At 57.0% G+C, this 17933-nt stretch carries 19 protein-coding genes; 14 read left to right on the forward strand and 5 right to left on the reverse strand.

Annotated elements, in window-relative coordinates; genetic code table 11:
* Positions 1-62 precede the first annotated feature (62 nt).
* Positions 63-548 carry a thioesterase domain-containing protein gene (locus CLH62_RS18235; protein WP_099619629.1) on the forward strand — a complete coding sequence of 162 codons (486 nt, stop codon included), beginning with the start codon at positions 63-65 and terminating at the stop codon, positions 546-548.
* Positions 549-574: 26 nt separating this feature from the next.
* On the opposite strand, the gene CLH62_RS18240 is transcribed toward CLH62_RS18235, so the two are convergent.
* Positions 575-2263: an ABC transporter permease gene (locus CLH62_RS18240; RefSeq protein ID WP_099619630.1), complete on the reverse strand. Its 1689-nt coding sequence runs from the start codon at positions 2261-2263 to the stop codon at positions 575-577.
* A 162-nt stretch (positions 2264-2425) separates the two neighbouring features.
* The gene (locus tag CLH62_RS18245) at positions 2426-3442 is read right to left on the reverse strand and encodes a Fe(3+) ABC transporter substrate-binding protein (RefSeq protein ID WP_099619631.1); all 1017 of its coding nucleotides are present in this window, start codon (positions 3440-3442) and stop codon (positions 2426-2428) included.
* 187 nt (positions 3443-3629) lie between these two features.
* Between CLH62_RS18245 and CLH62_RS18250 the strand changes: the two genes are divergently transcribed.
* The 3 genes from CLH62_RS18250 (at position 3630) to CLH62_RS18260 (ending at position 6065) form a co-directional block, all read left to right on the forward strand.
* Positions 3630-3911 (forward strand): PilZ domain-containing protein, encoded by a 282-nt coding sequence (locus CLH62_RS18250; protein WP_099619632.1) that lies wholly within the window; start codon positions 3630-3632, stop codon positions 3909-3911.
* A 71-nt stretch (positions 3912-3982) separates the two neighbouring features.
* Complete coding sequence (locus tag CLH62_RS18255) at positions 3983-4582, forward strand: hypothetical protein (RefSeq protein ID WP_099619633.1); 600 nt, start codon at positions 3983-3985, stop codon at positions 4580-4582.
* Between the two features lie 175 nt (positions 4583-4757).
* Positions 4758-6065 carry a cyclic di-GMP phosphodiesterase gene (locus CLH62_RS18260; protein WP_099619634.1) on the forward strand — a complete coding sequence of 436 codons (1308 nt, stop codon included), beginning with the start codon at positions 4758-4760 and terminating at the stop codon, positions 6063-6065.
* On the opposite strand, the gene CLH62_RS18265 is transcribed toward CLH62_RS18260, so the two are convergent.
* Positions 6055-7173 carry an organic solvent ABC transporter permease gene (locus CLH62_RS18265; protein WP_099619635.1) on the reverse strand — a complete coding sequence of 373 codons (1119 nt, stop codon included), beginning with the start codon at positions 7171-7173 and terminating at the stop codon, positions 6055-6057. The two genes, CLH62_RS18260 and CLH62_RS18265, sit on opposite strands and share 11 nt — an antisense overlap.
* A gap of 260 nt (positions 7174-7433) precedes the next feature.
* Here CLH62_RS18265 and CLH62_RS18270 point away from each other — a divergent pair, with 260 nt between their 5' ends.
* Genes CLH62_RS18270 through queF form a run of 3 tightly spaced genes read left to right on the forward strand, consistent with a single transcriptional unit; the run spans position 7434 to position 9987 of the window.
* The gene (locus tag CLH62_RS18270) at positions 7434-8384 is read left to right on the forward strand and encodes an ABC transporter ATP-binding protein (protein WP_099619636.1); all 951 of its coding nucleotides are present in this window, start codon (positions 7434-7436) and stop codon (positions 8382-8384) included.
* A complete protein-coding gene (locus tag CLH62_RS18275; protein ID WP_099619637.1) occupies positions 8381-9154 on the forward strand; it encodes an ABC transporter permease in 774 nt (257 codons plus the stop codon). The genes CLH62_RS18270 and CLH62_RS18275 overlap by 4 nt, the downstream gene beginning before the upstream one ends.
* Before the next feature lie 14 nt (positions 9155-9168).
* Complete coding sequence (gene queF, locus CLH62_RS18280) at positions 9169-9987, forward strand: NADPH-dependent 7-cyano-7-deazaguanine reductase QueF (protein ID WP_099619638.1); 819 nt, start codon at positions 9169-9171, stop codon at positions 9985-9987.
* A gap of 30 nt (positions 9988-10017) precedes the next feature.
* Here the strand turns inward: queF and CLH62_RS18285 are convergent, their stop codons facing one another.
* Both CLH62_RS18285 and CLH62_RS18290 read right to left on the reverse strand, forming a co-directional pair.
* Complete coding sequence (locus CLH62_RS18285) at positions 10018-11457, reverse strand: adenylate/guanylate cyclase domain-containing protein (protein WP_099619639.1); 1440 nt, start codon at positions 11455-11457, stop codon at positions 10018-10020.
* A 1-nt stretch (position 11458) separates the two neighbouring features.
* Positions 11459-11770, reverse strand: a complete 312-nt coding sequence (locus CLH62_RS18290; RefSeq protein WP_099619640.1) for an Mpo1-like protein — start codon at positions 11768-11770, stop codon at positions 11459-11461.
* Between the two features lie 156 nt (positions 11771-11926).
* Here CLH62_RS18290 and CLH62_RS18295 point away from each other — a divergent pair, with 156 nt between their 5' ends.
* The 7 genes from CLH62_RS18295 (at position 11927) to flgG (ending at position 17916) form a co-directional block, all read left to right on the forward strand.
* Positions 11927-12478: a nitroreductase family protein gene (locus CLH62_RS18295; protein ID WP_099619641.1), complete on the forward strand. Its 552-nt coding sequence runs from the start codon at positions 11927-11929 to the stop codon at positions 12476-12478.
* 236 nt (positions 12479-12714) lie between these two features.
* A complete protein-coding gene (gene flgB, locus CLH62_RS18300; RefSeq protein WP_099619642.1) occupies positions 12715-13113 on the forward strand; it encodes a flagellar basal body rod protein FlgB in 399 nt (132 codons plus the stop codon).
* Between the two features lie 34 nt (positions 13114-13147).
* The gene (gene flgC / locus CLH62_RS18305; RefSeq protein WP_099619643.1) at positions 13148-13597 is read left to right on the forward strand and encodes a flagellar basal body rod protein FlgC; all 450 of its coding nucleotides are present in this window, start codon (positions 13148-13150) and stop codon (positions 13595-13597) included.
* Between the two features lie 18 nt (positions 13598-13615).
* A complete protein-coding gene (locus CLH62_RS18310; protein WP_099619644.1) occupies positions 13616-14293 on the forward strand; it encodes a flagellar hook assembly protein FlgD in 678 nt (225 codons plus the stop codon).
* Positions 14294-14320: 27 nt separating this feature from the next.
* Positions 14321-16216, forward strand: a complete 1896-nt coding sequence (locus tag CLH62_RS18315) for a flagellar hook protein FlgE (RefSeq protein WP_099619645.1) — start codon at positions 14321-14323, stop codon at positions 16214-16216.
* A 77-nt stretch (positions 16217-16293) separates the two neighbouring features.
* On the forward strand, positions 16294-17046 hold the full coding sequence (locus CLH62_RS18320) for a flagellar basal body rod protein FlgF (protein WP_099619646.1): 753 nt from the start codon (positions 16294-16296) through the stop codon (positions 17044-17046).
* Between the two features lie 81 nt (positions 17047-17127).
* Positions 17128-17916: a flagellar basal-body rod protein FlgG gene (gene flgG, locus CLH62_RS18325; protein ID WP_099619647.1), complete on the forward strand. Its 789-nt coding sequence runs from the start codon at positions 17128-17130 to the stop codon at positions 17914-17916.
* Positions 17917-17933 lie beyond the last annotated feature (17 nt).

Here is a 17933-nt window from a genome sequence, read left to right on the forward strand (position 1 = left end):
CGTTAGTCGCATAGGGAAAAGCAATGAGCCGGCCTAAACTGGAGGGATATCAGGAGGATGTTATGAGCCAGTTGTCTCTTTTCCAGAAACGTATCCATGATGAGATTCCCCTTTCACGGGCGCTGGGGATTCAACTGCATTCGTGGGACGGCCACTCTCTGCTTCTCAGTGCGCCACTGGAGCCCAACCGTAACCATCAGGGCACCGGGTTCGGCGGCAGTATCTATTGCGCCGCGGTTACCGCGGCCTGGGGCCTGACAGAGCTTGCGCTCTGGGATATGGGGCTTCGGGGCAGCGTGGTTGTGCAGAATGGCAATATTGATTACCTGGAGCCGGTGACCATGGATTTTTATGTGATCTGCCGCCTGCCCGGTGAAGAGGTACCCGAGCGCTTCCGGAAAAGCTTGGCGCGGCACGGCAGGGGCCGGCTGGATCTTACGGCCGAGGTGTTCTGTGGCGAGCCCAGAACCATGCCGGAGGTTGAACCGGTAGCCGTCTTCCAGGGCCGGTTTGTGGTGCAGGGTGTGGAGTCCCGGATGACTCTCTGATGCCCTGAACATTCAGGGCCCGGTTTTCAGGCAATCGAGCGGGTGCTGGAGATTGACCGGCTCATCAGGATAATCGGGATGATGCCCGCAAGAACAATAATCAGGGCGGGCAGGGCACTGTGGTACAGGCGCTCGTCAGAGGCAAACTGGTACACGTAGGTGGCCAGGGTCTCAAAGTTGAACGGCCTGAGAATCAGGGTGGCCGGCAACTCCTTCATGCAATCCACGAAAACCACCAGCGCCGCCGTCAGCAGGGTTCCCCTCAGCATGGGCAGGTGGACCTTTACCAGGGTTTTACCTGGGCTGTGGCCCAGTGAGCGGGAAGCCATGTCCATGCTCGGAGTGATCTTCTGCAATGCACTTTCCACACTACCTGCGGAAACCGCCAGGAACCGTACGGTATAGGCAAACACCAGGGCAAATGCCGATCCGCTCAGTAACAGCCCGGTGCTGATGCCGAAGAATTCCCTCATCAGGCTGTCCAGCCAGTTGTCGAACCCGGCCAGAGGCACAATCACACCCACCGCCAGCACTGCACCGGGCATGGCATAGCCCAAGCTGGAGAGGCGCATCAGCACCTGCATGCCCCGGGTATTGTGCAGGCGGCGGCTGTAGGCAAGGGTTATGCCGATCAGGAGCGTGGTCAGGGCAGCCGTGCCAGACAGGAACAGGCTATTAAATGTGTTGCGGACAAAGTCCGGGTTCCAGCTTTCCCCGAAGTATTCCCAGGCGTAGAGGCCGAGGGTGGCACCGGGAATCACAAACCCGAACAGCACAGGCAATGCGCATACGGCCACGCAGATCATCTGGCGCGGGAACGACATGGTGAAACGGCGGATCGGCTCCCGGTTGTCCCGGGCCGCGAATTGCTGTTGGCGCCTGCGGGAATAGCGTTCGAGGGTTACCAGAATCACCACGAAGATGAGCATGGTGGTGGCAATCTGGGCGGCGCCGCCGAGGTTGCCGAGGTTCATCCAGGTATCAAACAGGCCTGCAGTGAGGGTTTGTACCGCGAAGAAATCGACGGTGCCGAAATCGTTCAGGGTTTCCATCAGCACCAGGGAGAGGCCAACGGCAACCGCGGGGCGTGCTATGGGCAGGACGACCTTGAAGAAGGTGCTCAGGGCAGAGTGGCCAAGGCTGCGGCTGACCGAGAACAGGGAGGGCGACTGCTCCAGAAATGCAGCCCGGGCCAGCAGATACACATAGGGGTAGAGCACCAGGCCAAGCATCAGCGTGGCGCCCTCGAGGCTGCGGATTTCCGGGAACCAGTAATCGGTCGCGTTTTCCCAACCGAACCAGTTCCTGAGGGCTCCCTGAACCGGGCCGGCATAATCCAGCAGGCTGGTGTACACATAGGCGATGACATAAGCCGGTACCGCGAAGGGCAGAAGCATGGCCCATTCGAAGAACTTGCGGCCAGGGAACTCGCACATGGTCACGGCCCAGGCGGAGGCAAGGCCAATGGCCAGTGTGATTGCGCCCACGCCTGCCATCAGCTGGATGGTCGTGATCAGATAGCGGGGCAGTGTGGTTTCAATGAGGTGTGGCCAGATATTCTCTTCGGGGAAAAACGCGAGAAAGATGACCGAGAGAACAGGTAGGGCAACAATGGCGGTGGTCAGCACAGCGCTGATAAGCCATTTCTGAGAGGTACGCTTTGCCAGCAGGGGCTGGGATAGCCCGGGGTTAACGCTGGTTGCAGCCTCGCTCATGGTTGTCCTGTGTGTGAATGGGTGTGCTGTCCGTTCGAAGGTTGCAGATTGTAGACACCTGTATTGATACCTGCAATGACTGACGTCATGCCTGGCACCCGCGGGAAGCAAGAGTAAGGCAGGGAGAGGGTGGCAGAACCACCCTCCGCCCGCTGCAGAGTTTTACTCGCCGTCGTAGTCGACGCGGTCAACCATCTTAACTGCGGCCTCGCGATTTTCGGCAATTTGCTGCAGTGACAAGTCGTCCGGGTTGATCTCCCCCCACTCGGCCACCAGACCGGTAGGCTTCACTTCCGGATTCGCCGGGTACTCGGTATTAGCCTCGGCGTAGATGCGCTGGGCCTCCGGCGACGACAGGAACTCCATCAGCTTGATCGCATTTTCGCGGTTGGGTGCGCTCTTGGTCAGCGAAATGCCACTGATGTTCACGTGGGTACCGCGGCCTTCGGCGTTCGGGAACACCAGGCGAACCTGTTCGGCGATCGGGCGCTGGTTCTCATCCTGAAGCATGTTGCCGTAGTAATAGCTGTTGCCGATGGCGACATCGCAAACGCCTTCCGCAATGGCCTTGATCTGGTCACGATCGCCACCCTGGGGTTTGCGGGCAAGGTTGTCTTTTACATCAGCCAGCCACTTCTCGGCATCCTCTTCACCGTGGTGGGCGATCATGGAGGAGATCAGGGCAATGTTGTACGGGTGCTTGCCGCTGCGGGTACAGATACGGTTATCCCATTTGTCGTCCGCCAGCTGTTCGTAGGTGGTGATTTCACCTTCTTTAACCCGTTCTTTGGACACGAAAATCAGACGGCCACGAGTGGTTAGAGCAAACCACTTCCCGTCTGGGTGCCGCAGATTTTCAGGAATGTTGTCTTCCAGTACTTCGTTGTCGACGTTCTGAACCAGACCCCGCTCGACCAGTTCGTTGATGCGGGAAATATCGACCGTCATTACCACGTCAGCCGGGCTGTTTCGGCCTTCACGCTCCAGGCGTTCCGCCAGGCCCTGTTTGGCAAATACCACATTGCTTTCGATGCCAGTTTCCTTTTCAAACGCGTTCAGCAGCGGTTCAAGCAGATACGCCTGACGGTAGGAATAGATGTTTACTTCACCCTCAGCGGTGGCAGCCATGGGCATGGCAGTGAGGGCGATTGCGGCGGTTGCAGCCAGTTTCATTTGCATAGTCGCATCCTTTTGGGGGAGTACTGAACATGTGGCCCATGGTTGAGATCCACAGACGTTTAATAACGCCAACCATTCTCATTTCTATTAAATGTATAGTCAATATCTCCTTTGGCATATTTTCCTGAAAATGGTGTTATGCTTCGGAAGACTATAAAAACTATGCAAAAAGTAGTGGAAACCGCAGATGGCTGGGAACGATCGAAGAGAGCACATGCGCACCGCCATGAGTGCGAAGGTTAAGCTGGTCCATGAGGAGCTTGGGGATTTCATATTCTCAACCCGTGACATCTCCGATGGCGGCGTCTTTGTCGTGGTCGACACGGAGCCTTTTGTCCCGCAGATTGGCGACAAGGTGACCGTGCAGGTGCAGGGCCTGCCTGTGCCCGCTCCGGTGCTGGATATGGTAGTGGTGCGTAAAACCAATGACGGATACGGCCTTCAGTTTGATCAAAATGGTGACTGTTAGGCGGATTCCCGGCGCCCGCTGTGGATAATGGGCGGGCCAACGAACTTGCTGTCAGGGAATGAGCCGGCCAGATGATCTTTTCAATATTTTCCAGAGCTTACAAGCCAGTTATCGCAATTCTCATCTCAGTATCCATGCCGGGGTGTGCCAGCTATTACTCGCATTTTGCGATGTTTCCTGCGGAGAATTCCACCGGTGAGCCCAGACAGGTGCGGTTGTCCTGGCAGAGCGCTGAGTATCCTGGCTGGTGGTTTGCCAGCAACGAGGCAACGTCGATAAAGGTTGAGACCCAGTGCAGCGACCGGGTCTGGCGTGTACGGGATGGCGATGATGCAGATGCCGGTGCCTGCAGTACCGGCATTCGGGCCTGCGGGGGGAGCGGCATGGACCTCGTTGCACAGACGGGAAAACCCGCCACGGAATCGATCCGGTGTATGGCGATCAATGCCGGGGCTCCCGATGCCCGTATCCCCGATGTCGGCGGAAAACTGGAGTTGCTGGTTTCCTGCACGCCGGCCGTTGTTACTGAAGGTTCTGGTGACGAATCCCGTAACCTCGATTACATACGGGCATCGTCGGTGCCCTATACCGTCTATGTACGCAAGGCGCCCCGTGGCGCCATGAACGCACGGCCGCCAGCGTTCGACGAGTTGGTGTGTGACGCTGAGTGACACTTTCTGACGTTGATGTGTGATCACCATCACATTGCTACACTTTGTTTCCTGTTGAACATTATCGTTACGCTTTGTCGCGTTTGAGTTACCCAGCGACACGATATTGTAATTGTGTCTTCCGGCAGTTGGGTCAGAATGGTAGCCATCGAAAAGTTTGTTTGTGAGGTGGCCCGTGGGTGTCCAACAGAAGAAAGTAGCAGTGCATGATCTGGAAGTGGGCATGTTCGTGTCTGATCTGGACAGGCCCTGGCACCAGACTCCGTTCCCGATTCAGGGTTTCCATATCCGTTCCCAGGATGATATCCGTGCGCTGGTTTCCCACTGCAAGTGGGTGATGGTGGATGTTGCAGAAGCCAGGGAATCCAAAGAGGTCAAAGCCGGCAACAGGCCGGTGTTCGGCAAGAGCTCCAATAAGCGTGGTGGTGGGCGTGAACAGCTGCAATTGCCCCCGCTGAGCATCCGGGAGCCGGTTACTTATGAAACAGACACCAGCCTGAAGAAGGAAATGAAGACATCAAAGCGGCTGCTTGATGATGTCGAGGTTGCACTGGACCGCCTGTTTGAGGCACTTCGCTCAGGCGATGTGGTCGATCTGAAGACCATTGCTACCATCACCAGCAAGATGGTGAGCAGCGTGATTCGGCAGCCGGATGCCCTGTTGTGGCTCAGTCGCACCCGCGCACACGACAGTTATCTGTACCGGCATGCTCTGAACACCGCGGTGTGGGCACTGGTGTGTGGGCGTCACCTGGGATTGAACGAAGGCCTTCTGAACCATCTCGGTCTGGGCTGTTTGCTGTCCCAGGTAGGCAAGACGGCACTGCCGGCAGACATGCTGGCCCGGGAAGGGCAATTAAGCGCTGAGGAATATATTACCTACCGGGGTTACGTAAACCTCGGAGTTCAGATGCTGGATGGCAGCGGACTCTCCCGGGCCGTGCTGAGTGTTGTTCAGGGCCACCGGGAACGCCATAACGGGTCGGGCTTCCCTGAAGGCATTCGAGGTGATCGTATTCCATTGCTGGCGAAGGTGGCGGGTATTGCGGAGTTCTTCGAATCCTTGATTGCGCCCCGGGATAACGCCGAACCCATGACGCCTGCCAAGGCAGTGACCCTGCTGTACGAGATGCGCAACATCGAGTTCCAGGAAGATCTGGTGGAGAACTTCATCCAGGCTATTGGCATTTACCCCACGGGCAGCCTTGTGGAGCTGACCGACGGCCAGCGCGGGATTGTGGTTTCCCATTCGCCGGAGCGCAGGCTCTGGCCCCAGGTGATGGTGATGACCGACGCCAATGCCAGGCCCCTTAAAACTGCCAAAATTGTCGATCTTGCCCGGTATAACGAAGGAAAAGAGGCGGCGGAAACGATCCGGGTCCGGGAATGTCTGCCCCATGGCACCGAGGGGCTGGACCCCTCGCGCTATGACGTGACGGGAGTGGAATCCCGCTGGAACCTCTCCCGGCTGATCAACGGATAATTACTCGCAGTTGTTTGCGAACCCACCGATAGGTGTTCTCCGGGCGGAAACTCATCAGCAGTTCTGATTCTCCGCCCGAAGGACCTGCCACAAAGTACTCCACCTCGGCGCTTTGCCAGTCTGCGGAATGCACCTGAACATCCTGGGGCCGGGTGCTTATCGCTTCCAGCTCCGCCAATGCCAGGCCCCCGCCGATCCGGCGTACCGCCACCTGTTTGATTGTGGTATCGCTGGCCGGATAGCTGGCAACATCGTCATCCAGGTAGTATCGGTTGGCAACCGCCGTGCTGATACCCTTGAGTTCCCGCGTGAGGTAGGTCTGTGCATCTTCGGCGCTGATATCCTCCATTGAGCGTACCGAATTTTCGATCCGCTCCTTTTTGGCCTCCAGGTCTTCCTTGTATTCAACATCCGGGTCGCGCTCATCGGCGTTTTCCGGCCTGGGTGGCGCGTTGTCGATCTCAGTCTGGGTGGGTGGCTCTTCGCACAGCTCGTCATCTTCCGGATAGAAGCAAATCGCTGCCAGAAGCTGGTTGGCCGGGGAGGGTGTGGGGTTTATTGCGGTGAATTCCGATTCGCTGACGGTAAAGTTGATGGTCCCGGTCAGGTTCGGCAGCGCAGCATTCAGCTGGCTGATGACCCGATTACGGATATCGATGCCTTCACCCTCCGGTATGTTCTCGCTCCAGTTCAGCAGCATCAGAAATCGGGCCAGATTCATCAGGGTGGCATTTTCCAGCACCTGTTGCTCGGTGAGGGTATGTGTTGTCAGGCCCTCTTCATCCAACCTGGGTGTTTGCAGGGCGGTACGTGTGGTCTCAAAGAATTCAAGGAAGGTGACGTATTGCCGTGCAGGAACCCCACTGATCAGTGGCAGGTCGCCGACCCGGAATTCCAGGGTTTCCCCCGGATAGTACCGGAATTCGCCGGCGGCGTTGGTGGTGCCGGCCTGGCTGGCTGTCTGGTAGGTGAGGCCATTGAAGCCATTGAAGTTAAGCCGGCCCGTGCTGGTGCCGTCGCCGGAGCCACTTTCTTCATCAAGGCAGCCGGTGAATGCAAGTGCGCTCAAGAGCGCGAGTGACAATCGGATGCGGTGAACGGATCTCATGGTTTGTCGTACATTCCCTTCAATTCAGCGCGCCGCAACTTGGTGCGGCAGCCCCTTTTGTAAATTGTTGTAACCGCATTATAGGGGCGGGGATAGCCTCATATCGGGATTCCTGTCGCAGTTTCCGGTTTTCGCCCGTGAACAGGTTCAAGCTGTTAAAGGCCTTGAAATCAGCGGCTTTGTCACAATAAATAGCAATCTAAATTCTGGCGGGCGGCCCGGGCCGTTTCTTGCCGTTTTTCACCGAATCGGGATCGTTTATGACCAATGCACTGGAAATCGAGGGCCTCACCAAAATTTACGGTGACGGGTTCGAGGCGCTCAAGGGGATTGATCTTCACGTGGCCGAGGGGGATTTCTTCGCCCTGCTGGGCCCCAACGGCGCCGGTAAATCAACCACGCTGGGCATCGTCTGCTCACTGGTAAACAAGACAGCCGGCAAGGTGCGGGTTTTCGGATCCGACATCGACACCCATCTTTCCGATGCCAAGCTGAACCTCGGGGTTGTGCCCCAGGAATTCAACTTCAACCAGTTCGAGAAAGTGTTCGATATCGTGACTACCCAGGCGGGCTATTACGGGATTCCGTTGAAGCAAGCGTCGGTTTCCGCAGAAAAATACCTGAAAAAGCTGGGTCTCTGGGACAAGCGCAACACCCCGGCCCGGATGCTGTCCGGGGGGATGAAGCGCCGGTTGATGATTGCCCGGGCCCTGGTGCACGAACCGAAACTATTGATCCTCGACGAGCCGACAGCCGGCGTCGATATTGAGCTGCGCCGCTCGATGTGGATCTTCCTTGAGGAAATGAACCGTCAGGGCACTACCATTATCCTGACCACTCATTATCTCGAAGAGGCGGAGGCGCTCTGCCGCAACATTGCGATTATCGACCACGGCAAGATCCTCAAGCACACCAGCAAAAAGGCACTGCTGCAGCAGCTCAGCCTGGAGACCTTCGTGCTGGATACCGAGGTGCCCCTGGACGCCGCGCCGGAGCTGGGCGATTTCCACACCCGGCTGGACGGGGAAGGGGCCCTGGAGGTTGAGGTCCAGAAAGGCCAGGGACTGAACCAGGTGTTTGTACAGCTGGATCAACTGGGCATCAAGGTAATCAGCATGAGAACCAAAGCCAACCGACTGGAAGAGCTGTTCATACGCATGGTAGAAGAGAACGCCGTTGATTCCAGCAAGAGTGTGGAGGGGGCGGCATGACACCACACGCAATGTTCACCGCATTCAGCACCATTGTTATCCGGGAGGTTCGCAGGTTTACCCGGATCTGGCCTCAGACATTGCTGCCACCGGCGGTCACCATGACGCTCTATTTCATTATTTTCGGTAACCTGATCGGATCCCGGATCGGCCAGATGGGCGGGTTCGATTATATGTCCTTTATTGTGCCGGGGCTGATTATGATGGCGGTGATCACCAGTTCCTACGCGAACGTGGTGTCGTCGTTCTTTTCGATGAAGTTCCAGCGCAGTATCGAGGAGTTGCTGGTGTCACCGGTGCCGAACTGGGTCATCCTGACAGGTTATGTGGTGGGTGGTATGGCTCGTGGCCTGGGGATCGGTCTGATTGTCACTCTGGTGTCGCTGGCATTTACCCAGCTTTCGATACACAACCTGCCGATGATGATTCTAACGGTGTTCCTCACCTCGGCGCTGTTTGCCCTGGGCGGATTCATCAACGCCATGCTGGCAACCAAGTTTGATGATATTTCCATCGTGCCAACCTTTATCCTGACCCCGCTGACCTATCTGGGTGGGGTGTTCTACAGCATCGATCTGTTGCCGGGATTCTGGCAGGGCGTATCCATGATCAATCCGATCCTGTACATGGTAAACGGCTTCCGATACGGAATTCTGGGGGTGTCAGACGTCAATCCGTTCATTTCTCTTGGTATGATTCTGTTTTTCATCACCGTGCTGGCAGTCATCGCACTGAAGATGCTGGAGCGGGGCAAAGGCATTCGCCACTGATTTCAGGAACACCTATGGCACTTAATGACGCACCGCTTGGCAAAACAAGTGACTATCCGGACAGCTATAACCCTGGCTTGCTGTTCCCTGTGGCGAGAGAGGAAAACCGTCGCCGCCTTGGCCTGGATGATGGCCGCTGGCCCTGGTTTGGGGAAGATCTGTGGCAAGCCTGGGAGATTTCCTGGCTGAGGCCGGGCGGTGTACCCGACGTGGCCTGGGCCGAGATTGTCTTTCCGGCGGCGTCGCCTTCAATCATTGAGTCCAAGTCCCTGAAGCTTTACCTGAACTCGTTGAATCAGGCTGTTTATTCAACCCGGGACCAGGTGGCGGAAGTCATCACTAAGGACCTTTCCAGTGCCTGTGGCGGCGCGGTTCATGTCAGGCTTTTGAGTGTCGACGAGTCGGGGGACGCCGTTGGCCGCCCGGCGGGATTCGAGCTGATCGATGACGAACCGGTGAGTGATGTGGTTTATGACTACGCACCGGACTCACTGTTTGCCGGCGATGAGATAGTGACAGAGCGTCTCTGTTCCCATCTGCTGAAAAGCAATTGCCCGGTGACAGGGCAGCCGGATTGGGCAACCCTGCTGATCAGTTACACTGGCCCGAAAATCGACCGGGCCGGATTATTACGGTATGTGGTGAGTTTTCGTCAGAAGCAGGATTTTCACGAACACTGTGTGGAAACCGTGTTTACGGATGTGATGAGCCACTGCAAACCGGAGTCGCTCACGGTTTGCGCTCGGTACACCCGAAGGGGCGGGCTGGATATCAATCCCTGGAGAAGTACCGAAACCGGCCACGATGCCGGGCCGCGGCTGATCCGTCAGTAGACGGAGTTGGAGGTGACGCTGGAAGGCGCGTCAGGAGACGTCTTCTTCCCGCCGCAGGCGGTCGGCGGCATCTTCCAGCGCGGTAAGAATGGTCTGCCGTTCCTTTTCGGTGATCTTGTCTGAATCCAGATACATGGCAAAGCCACTGTGCTCGTGTTCCATGAAGCTGCGGTTGGGACCCATATCCCGCCGAAAATCCACCACTTCGTAAATCGGCACCGGTTTGCCGAAACCTTTTACGGTTATTTCGCCTTTGTCCCGGCACATGATCTTGTTTTTGATGAGCGAAAATGTCTCGTAGGAAACCAGGATCTCGCCGGGTTCTGCCAGGGATTCAAGGCGGCTGGCCAAATTCACTTCCTTGCCGATGATGGTGTAATCCATGCGGTTTTCGGCACCGAAGTTACCCACGGTGGTATACCCGGTACTGATGCCCATGCGAATTTCCAGAGGGGTCTTGATGCCCTGGCTGCGCCATTTCTGGCGCATGATTTTCATGTGTTTGCGCATGTCTATTGCCATGGACACGCAGGCAAAGGCGTCTTCCCGTTGCCCCCGGCTGGTGGGGTCGCCGAAGAACACCATGATGGAGTCTCCCACGAACTTGTCGATGGTGCCGCCGTATTTGAGCGCCACTTCAGACATTTCATTGAAGTAGTGATTCAGCAGCTCGGTCAGCGCTTCCGGCTCCATCTCTTCGGAGAGTTCGGTGAAACCTTTGATGTCTGAGAAGAATACCGCCAGTTTCTTGCGCTGGGTTTCCAGGCGCACATCCCGTTCCCCGGTAAAAATGGATTGCCACACCTGAGGCGAGAGGTACTTGGACAGCTTGTGGGACAGGGCAATCGACTGTTCCCGCTGGTTCTGGATCTGGGTCTTGGCCTGCATCAGTGCCCGGGCCTGCTGGTGCGAATAGTAGGCGGTAACGCAGATATACAGGCCAGTGGAAAGGATTGACACCATCATGGTCAGCAACGGCGCGTGAGGACCGTCTGCAGGGCCGAGGATGGCGACGGCAATGGCAATCGCCGCAGCCATGAAGATGGTGCCGAGCAGCCACTGGCGGATGCCGCCCACGATAAGGCAGCTGAACATCAGCATCAGGGCCACCGACAGGGAGGGTATGACGACCAGACCAATGCAACCGATGAAGGCGCCACCGAATACGCAATCCACAATGAGCATTTTGTGCCGGATGCGGGTGGAATTTCTGAGGAATGTCTTTCGGGTTAACGCGTGGGCAATGTGGGGCCATATCAGGGCACCGGCCACCAGCCACAACAGTTGCTGGGGAAAGGCACCCTGGAGAACGCCTGTCACGATAATCGCAGCGGTAGACGTGTACGCCAGTATTCGGCCATTGTAATCCGGCATTGGCGGTATGGCTATCGGACTGCCGGGGCCTTCGGCAGCCATCGACTTGACAGCAGAGGTGCTGGCATTGCGCAGATCGGCCGGTACGCTCATCATTTCAGAAACGGATCCTGCCAATGAGCATGTCCCGGAACATGACCCAGTCTCCCATCAGGCTGTACAGTGGGTACTTGAAGGTTGCAGGGCGGTTTTTCTCGAACTTGAAATGACCGACCCAGGCAAAGCCGTAGCCGATGACAGGCAGGGCCAGCAGCCAGACCAGTTTGCCGGAACTCAGCGCCCAGGCAGCGACCAGAATAACCAGAAGGCTGCCAGCGAAGTGCAGTCGACGACAGGTTAGATCGCTGTGTTCTTCCAGGTAGTAAGGATAGAATTCGGAAAAGTTATTGAAGGTTCGCTGGTTGCTCATTGTGCTGCTTCTCACCATTGTACGACCGCGGCATTTTATAGTTGTTGGCTACGCCGACTACGACTAAAGATTAACAGTATTACGTACAAGCCACAATTCACAGCCAGCAATTGTGCCCGCACCCAATTTTATAGAGTCATCAGATAGCGAGGCGATATGACAGCAGTTACTGATTTCCTGCTCAACCGATCCTCTGAACCCAGGCTGGAGGCACCCGCGCCGGACAGGGAGACCCTGAACAGGGCCTTTGCCTGCGCCGCCCGCGCTCCGGATCATGCCTTGCTGCGGCCGTGGCGTTATCTGGTCGTGGAAGGTGAGGGGCTTGAGGCCCTGGGGGAGCTGTTTGCCTCCACCTGCGCCAACAACAGTGACGAGCGTGAAATCGAAAAGCTCCGCCGCGCGCCTTTGCGGGCCCCCATGATCATAATCGGTATTGCCTCGCCGAGCCCCCACCCCAAAGTGCCGGAAGTGGAGCAGGTGATGTCTACGGCGGCTGGCATGAGCTTTCTTGAGCTGGCCCTTCAGGATGCCGGTTATGGTGTGATGTGGCGCACCGGTGCCGTCGCCTATCATTCAGCCGTTCACGAGGGGCTTGGGCTGGATGAGCATGAGCAGATTGTCGGCTTTCTCTACACCGGAAGTGTTTCGACAGTAAAACCTGCAGTTCCCCGCCCCGGGGTTGACGAGTTTGTCCGTAACTGGCCTTAACCGGTAACTGCTTCCCGCGGCTTGGGTCGGGGGAAGCAGTTTGCCGCTTTCGCGACTTTTTCCTCCCGTTAACCCTTCGCGTTTTCTCTTACCAGCCCTGCGAGCCCCGCCAACACTGGCGTTTTTCACTATTTGGAGCGCCTTTCGAATTCTGGCATCCACCTTGCTTTAATCCTGTCAGAGAGCACAGCCGGCAAAAACAGGTCGGCGTACTGGTGCAGTTTTCGGGAGGCAACATGGCAATTACGTTCGATAAGGCTTTGGGCATTCATCAGCACGCGGTGGAAGCGCGGGTCAAGCGTGCCGAAGTTCTGGCAAACAATCTGGCAAACGCTGACACCCCGGGCTTCAAGGCCCGCGATGTGGATTTCCAGGCGATGATGCAGAAGGCCCAGGAGTCCATGAGCGGCTTCCAGATGGCCAAAACGAACGAGGCCCACATGGATACTTCTCTGTCTGCCTCAGACAGCGACCTTCTTTACCGGGTGCCACATCAGCCGTCAGTCGACGGCAATACCGTGGATGCCCAGCAGGAGCAGACGCGCTTCATGCGTAACGCCATGGACTTTCAGGCCAGTTTCCAGTTCCTGAACAGCAAGTTCAGTGGTTTGACCAAAGCTATTAAAGGCGAATAAGCCGCAGTCCCGGGCTTAGCGAAGGAGATATTTCATGTCACTGGGCAGCATTTTTGATATCGCCGGTTCCGGCATGACAGCGCAATCACTGCGGCTGAATACAACCCCTTCCAACATTGCCAATGCCGAGACGGCCAGCTCCAGTACTGAGGAGACCTACCGGGCCCGGAAGCCGGTTTTCTCGGCCATCCAGCAGTCACTGCTGAACCCGGGCCAGGGCGGTTTCCCGATGGCTGAGAATCAGGGGCCGGGAGCCGGAGTACAGGTTGAGGGCATTGTGGAGAGCGATGCGGAGCTGCAGATGCGCTTCGAGCCCCAACACCCGGCGGCCAATGAAGACGGCTATGTCTTTTACCCCAATGTGAACGTGGTTGAAGAGATGGCAGATATGATGTCGTCGTCCAGAAGTTTCCAGATGAATGTGGATGTCATGAACACTGCCAAGTCCATGATGCAGCGCATTCTGACTCTTGGTCAGCAGTAACACGGTAAGGAGCATAAAATGAGCGCAATAAACGCAACAGACGCGTCGGATGTTCTGAGCCAGTACCAGCTGAAGAATCAGGATGGCGGCAAGGGCACCAGTGAGCTGGGCCGGAACGAGTTCATGGAATTGATGCTGGCGCAGCTGAAAAACCAGAACCCGCTGGAGCCCCAGGACAACGGTGAATTCATCTCCCAGCTGGCCCAGTTCAGCTCTCTGGAAGAGATGCAGAACCTCTCCGGCACCGTTGAAGATGTGGTGGGTCAGTTCCGCTCCACCCAGGCGCTGCAGGCGTCTGCCATGGTCGGCAAAACCGTACTTGCGCCCTCGCAGATCGGGATTCTTGGCGCGGACGGCGAAATCAGCGGCACCATCGAAGTGCCGGCCTCGACCGGCGGGCTTCGGCTTTCGATTCAGGGGCAGAACGGTGAACTGGTGCGCCAGATTGATATGGGTAGCAGTCCGGCCGGTGTGACTTCGTTCCGCTGGGATGGCCAGGACGGCAACGGCAATCCCTTGCCGCCGGGCCCCTATAGAGTTGTGGCCGAGGCTTCCTACCCCGATGGGCAGCAGCAGCTGTCCACCATGGTGAGCGCCAATGTTGACAGCGTCTCCCTGGGCCAGGGCGGCTCCATTACCCTGAATCTTGCAGGCATGGGCTCCATTGCCTTGTCTGATGTGAAACAAATTAACTGATACCGGTGAAACACCAAGGGGTGAACCATGGCATTTAATACAGGTTTGAGCGGCCTTCGTGCGGCATCGGTGGATCTGGACGTCACCGGTAACAACATTGCAAACGCCAGCACCACTGGCTTCAAGGGCAGCAAGGCCCAGTTCGGTGATCTTTACGCCAGCGGCTTTCTGAGCGCCGGCACCAACCCGATCGGGGATGGTGTGCGGGTCCAGGATGTGAAGCAGTCTTTCGGCCAGGGCAACATCAGCTTCACCGACAACGGCCTGGATATGGCGATCAGCGGTGACGGCTTCTTCATCCTTAATAACGGCGGCGAGATTCGTTATTCCCGGGCCGGGCAGTTCGGTATCGATAAGGAAGGCTACGTTACCAATAACCAGAACATGCGTGTTCAGGGCTACACGGCCGATGATGATGGCAACCTCTCGGGTATCCGCGGGGACCTGCAGATCCAGACGGATAACCTGGCACCGCGGCGTACCACGAACCTGGATACCGATCTCAACCTGGATTCCAGGCAGTCGGTGTTGGAAACCCGGGTGCGGGACATCGGGCCTTTGTCTGTGACCAGCATTCAGGGCAACAGCTTTGATGTTCAATACACGGACGGCTCACCAGATCTGAATGTAGCCATTGATCCTGCCGCTACAGCACGGCAAGCTGCTACCACCATCAGCGATGCCCCCGGGCTGAGCGCGTCGGCAACCACGACGGCAACGGCTAATGGAATCACTGACGCCTTTATTACCAGTGCCAACACCACCGGTAATTTTACTTTCAGTCTGAATATAAACAGTGCGCCATTGGCGCTGGACACCAACAACATCACGTCTCTGCAGGATCTTGTGGATTCAATCAACAACTCCAGCGAAACCGCAATATCGGCTTCAGTTGTCGATGATGGAACGGGCACAGATGTTCTTCGTGTGATTCACAATCAGGGTGAAACTCTCGATTACTCATTCGGAGACGGCACAACGACAACCAATCCTGCCCCGGTGCTTGGCGAGGTGAACGTTACTGCAGACCGGGTTGTCGCCGCTATTGACGACCCGGCGGATGGAGCCTTCGAGACAGCTTTCAATGCCTCGCCGATCCGTATTACAAACGAATTCAACCCGCTCGATCAGCGAACCTACAACCACGCCACGTCGACCACGGTCTACGACAGCCTGGGCAATTCCCACGAGCTGACCCAATTCTTCGTGAAAAATCCCTCTCCGGGCAATGGTGTTGGCATCAGTGAGTGGTCCGTTTATGCCCAGATTGATGGCGAGATGGTTGGCGGTACAGACGTAACGCCTTATACAGCCCGCTTCGATCAGGATGGTGCCCTGCAGTCGGTAAACGGAGATCCCAACGGCGAAATCCTGATTGATGACTGGATTCCGAAGGACAGCGCCGGACAGCCGAACGGCGCCGACGGACCTCCCTCTGCGGGTGAGGTGGTAGTGACACCGATTCCTGAGCCGCCGACCACTTCGGCTTTTGTGATAAACCTGAGTGGCACAACCCAGTATGGCGCAGCCTTCGGGGTAAATGACCAGCAGCAGAACGGTTACACCACGGGCCGTTTGTCGGGCCTCGATGTGTCTGACCAGGGTGTGCTGTTCGCGAGGTACACCAACGGCCAGTCACAGGCCCTGGGCCAGGTCGCTCTGGCGGCGTTTAACAACACCAACGGACTTTCGCCAGTGGGTGATACCTCCTGGGTTGAAACCTTTGAATCCGGTCAGCCAATCATTGGCGCTCCGGATACCGGCACCCTTGGCGCTATCAAGGCCAGTTCCCTGGAAGAGTCCAATGTGGATCTGTCTGCCGAGCTGGTGAATCTGATCATTGCGCAACGCAACTATCAGGCGAATGCCAAGACCATTGAAACCTCCGATGCGGTCACCCAGACCATCATCAATCTCCGTTAATTTCGCGAGCTAGCGAATATGGCATGACTCCTGCAGGAAGACTGGAAACAGTCAAAATTCCGGCAGGAGTTTTCCCCATGGACAAAGCCCTCTACATCGGTATGTCTGGCGCCAAGCAGAATATGCTGGCCCAGCGTGCCCATGCCAACAACCTGGCGAACGTTGCCACCACTGGCTTCAAAAAGGATTTCGCCCAGGCCCGCAGCATGCCTGTACTCGGGGGACACCATCCCACCCGCGCTTACGCCATGACAGAACGGCCCGGTACGGACCAGTCTGCCGGGGCGCTTATGGAAACCGGCCGCAAACTGGATGTGGCCATTGAGGGTGAAGGGTGGCTTGCCATCCAGAACGAACAGGGCAAAGAGGTGTTTACCCGCAGCGGCAGTCTTCAGGTGGATGTGAATGGCCTGGTCCGGTCGGCAGGTGGCGACCTTGTGCTCGGCAACGGCGGACCGGTTGCGCTTCCCCCTTTTGACAATGTCCAGATTGGCGCTGATGGCACCATCTCCATCATCCCGGTTGGTGGCCCGCCAGATCAGCTGGTCGAGGTGGATCGCCTGAAACTGGTTAATCCGCCGGCGGACGCGCTGGAAAAAGGCCTTGATGGAAACATGCAGCGTAAACCGGACCAGGCTCTTGATGGCCCTGAGCCTCCGGACGCCAACCTGCGAGTTGCCTCGGGCTTTCTTGAAAGCTCCAACGTGAACGCGGTGGAAGAGATGATCTCCAACCTGCAGCTTTCCCGGCAATACGAAATGCAGGTGAAGGTGATGACGACCGCCAACGAGAATTCCGAAGCAACGGCACGGCTGTTGCAGAACCTTTAGTAACGACTGAACACAATGGCCTGGCGGGCCTGAAGCGGCAAAAACCGGCCGCCTGATTGCCCCCGGCAAGGAGAAAGCAAGATGCATCCAGCACTTTGGGTCAGCAAAACCGGCTTGAGCGCACAGGACACCAACATGTCCACCATCTCCAACAACCTGGCGAACGTGAACACTGTCGGGTTCAAGCGGGACCGTGCGGTCTTTCAGGATCTTCTGTATCAGATCAACCGGCAGCCCGGTGGCCTGACTACCCAGAATTCCGAACTGCCGTCTGGCCTGCAGCTGGGTACAGGTGTCCGGGTTGTGGGTACCGCCAAGCAGTTCTCCCAGGGCAATCTGCAGATCACCGAACAGCCGCTGGATATGGCCGTGAATGGCCGGGGATTTTTTCAGGTGCAGCTTCCGGATGGCCAGGTTGCCTATACCCGTGATGGCCAGTTCCAGCTGAACGCTGACGGCGACATGGTGAATCCCGACGGTTACCCCCTGGAGCCAGCCATCAACATACCCGAGAACGCTACCACGGTAACGATCGGAAAGGATGGGACGGTCACGGCGGTAACCGATGACCAGGCCGCGCCTGTGAACCTCGGCCAGATAACGCTGGCGGATTTTATTAACCCCCAGGGCCTGCAGGCCATAGGTAACAACCTGTTCAAGGCCACCAATGCCAGCGGTGACCCCGCCGAAGGTGAAGCAGGGCTGGCAGGGCTTGGCAGCATCGAACAGGGCTCTGTAGAGGCCTCCAACGTGGAAGTGGTTGAAGAGCTGGTGAACATGATTACCACCCAGCGCGCCTACGAAATGAATTCGAAGGTGGTTTCGACGACAGACCAGATGCTGCAGTTCATTACCAACAATATTGGCTAACGTCGCCAGAGGTGAAG

Origin of the sequence: Marinobacter guineae (assembly GCF_002744735.1) — a bacterium.
GTDB classification, from domain to species: domain Bacteria; phylum Pseudomonadota; class Gammaproteobacteria; order Pseudomonadales; family Oleiphilaceae; genus Marinobacter; species Marinobacter guineae.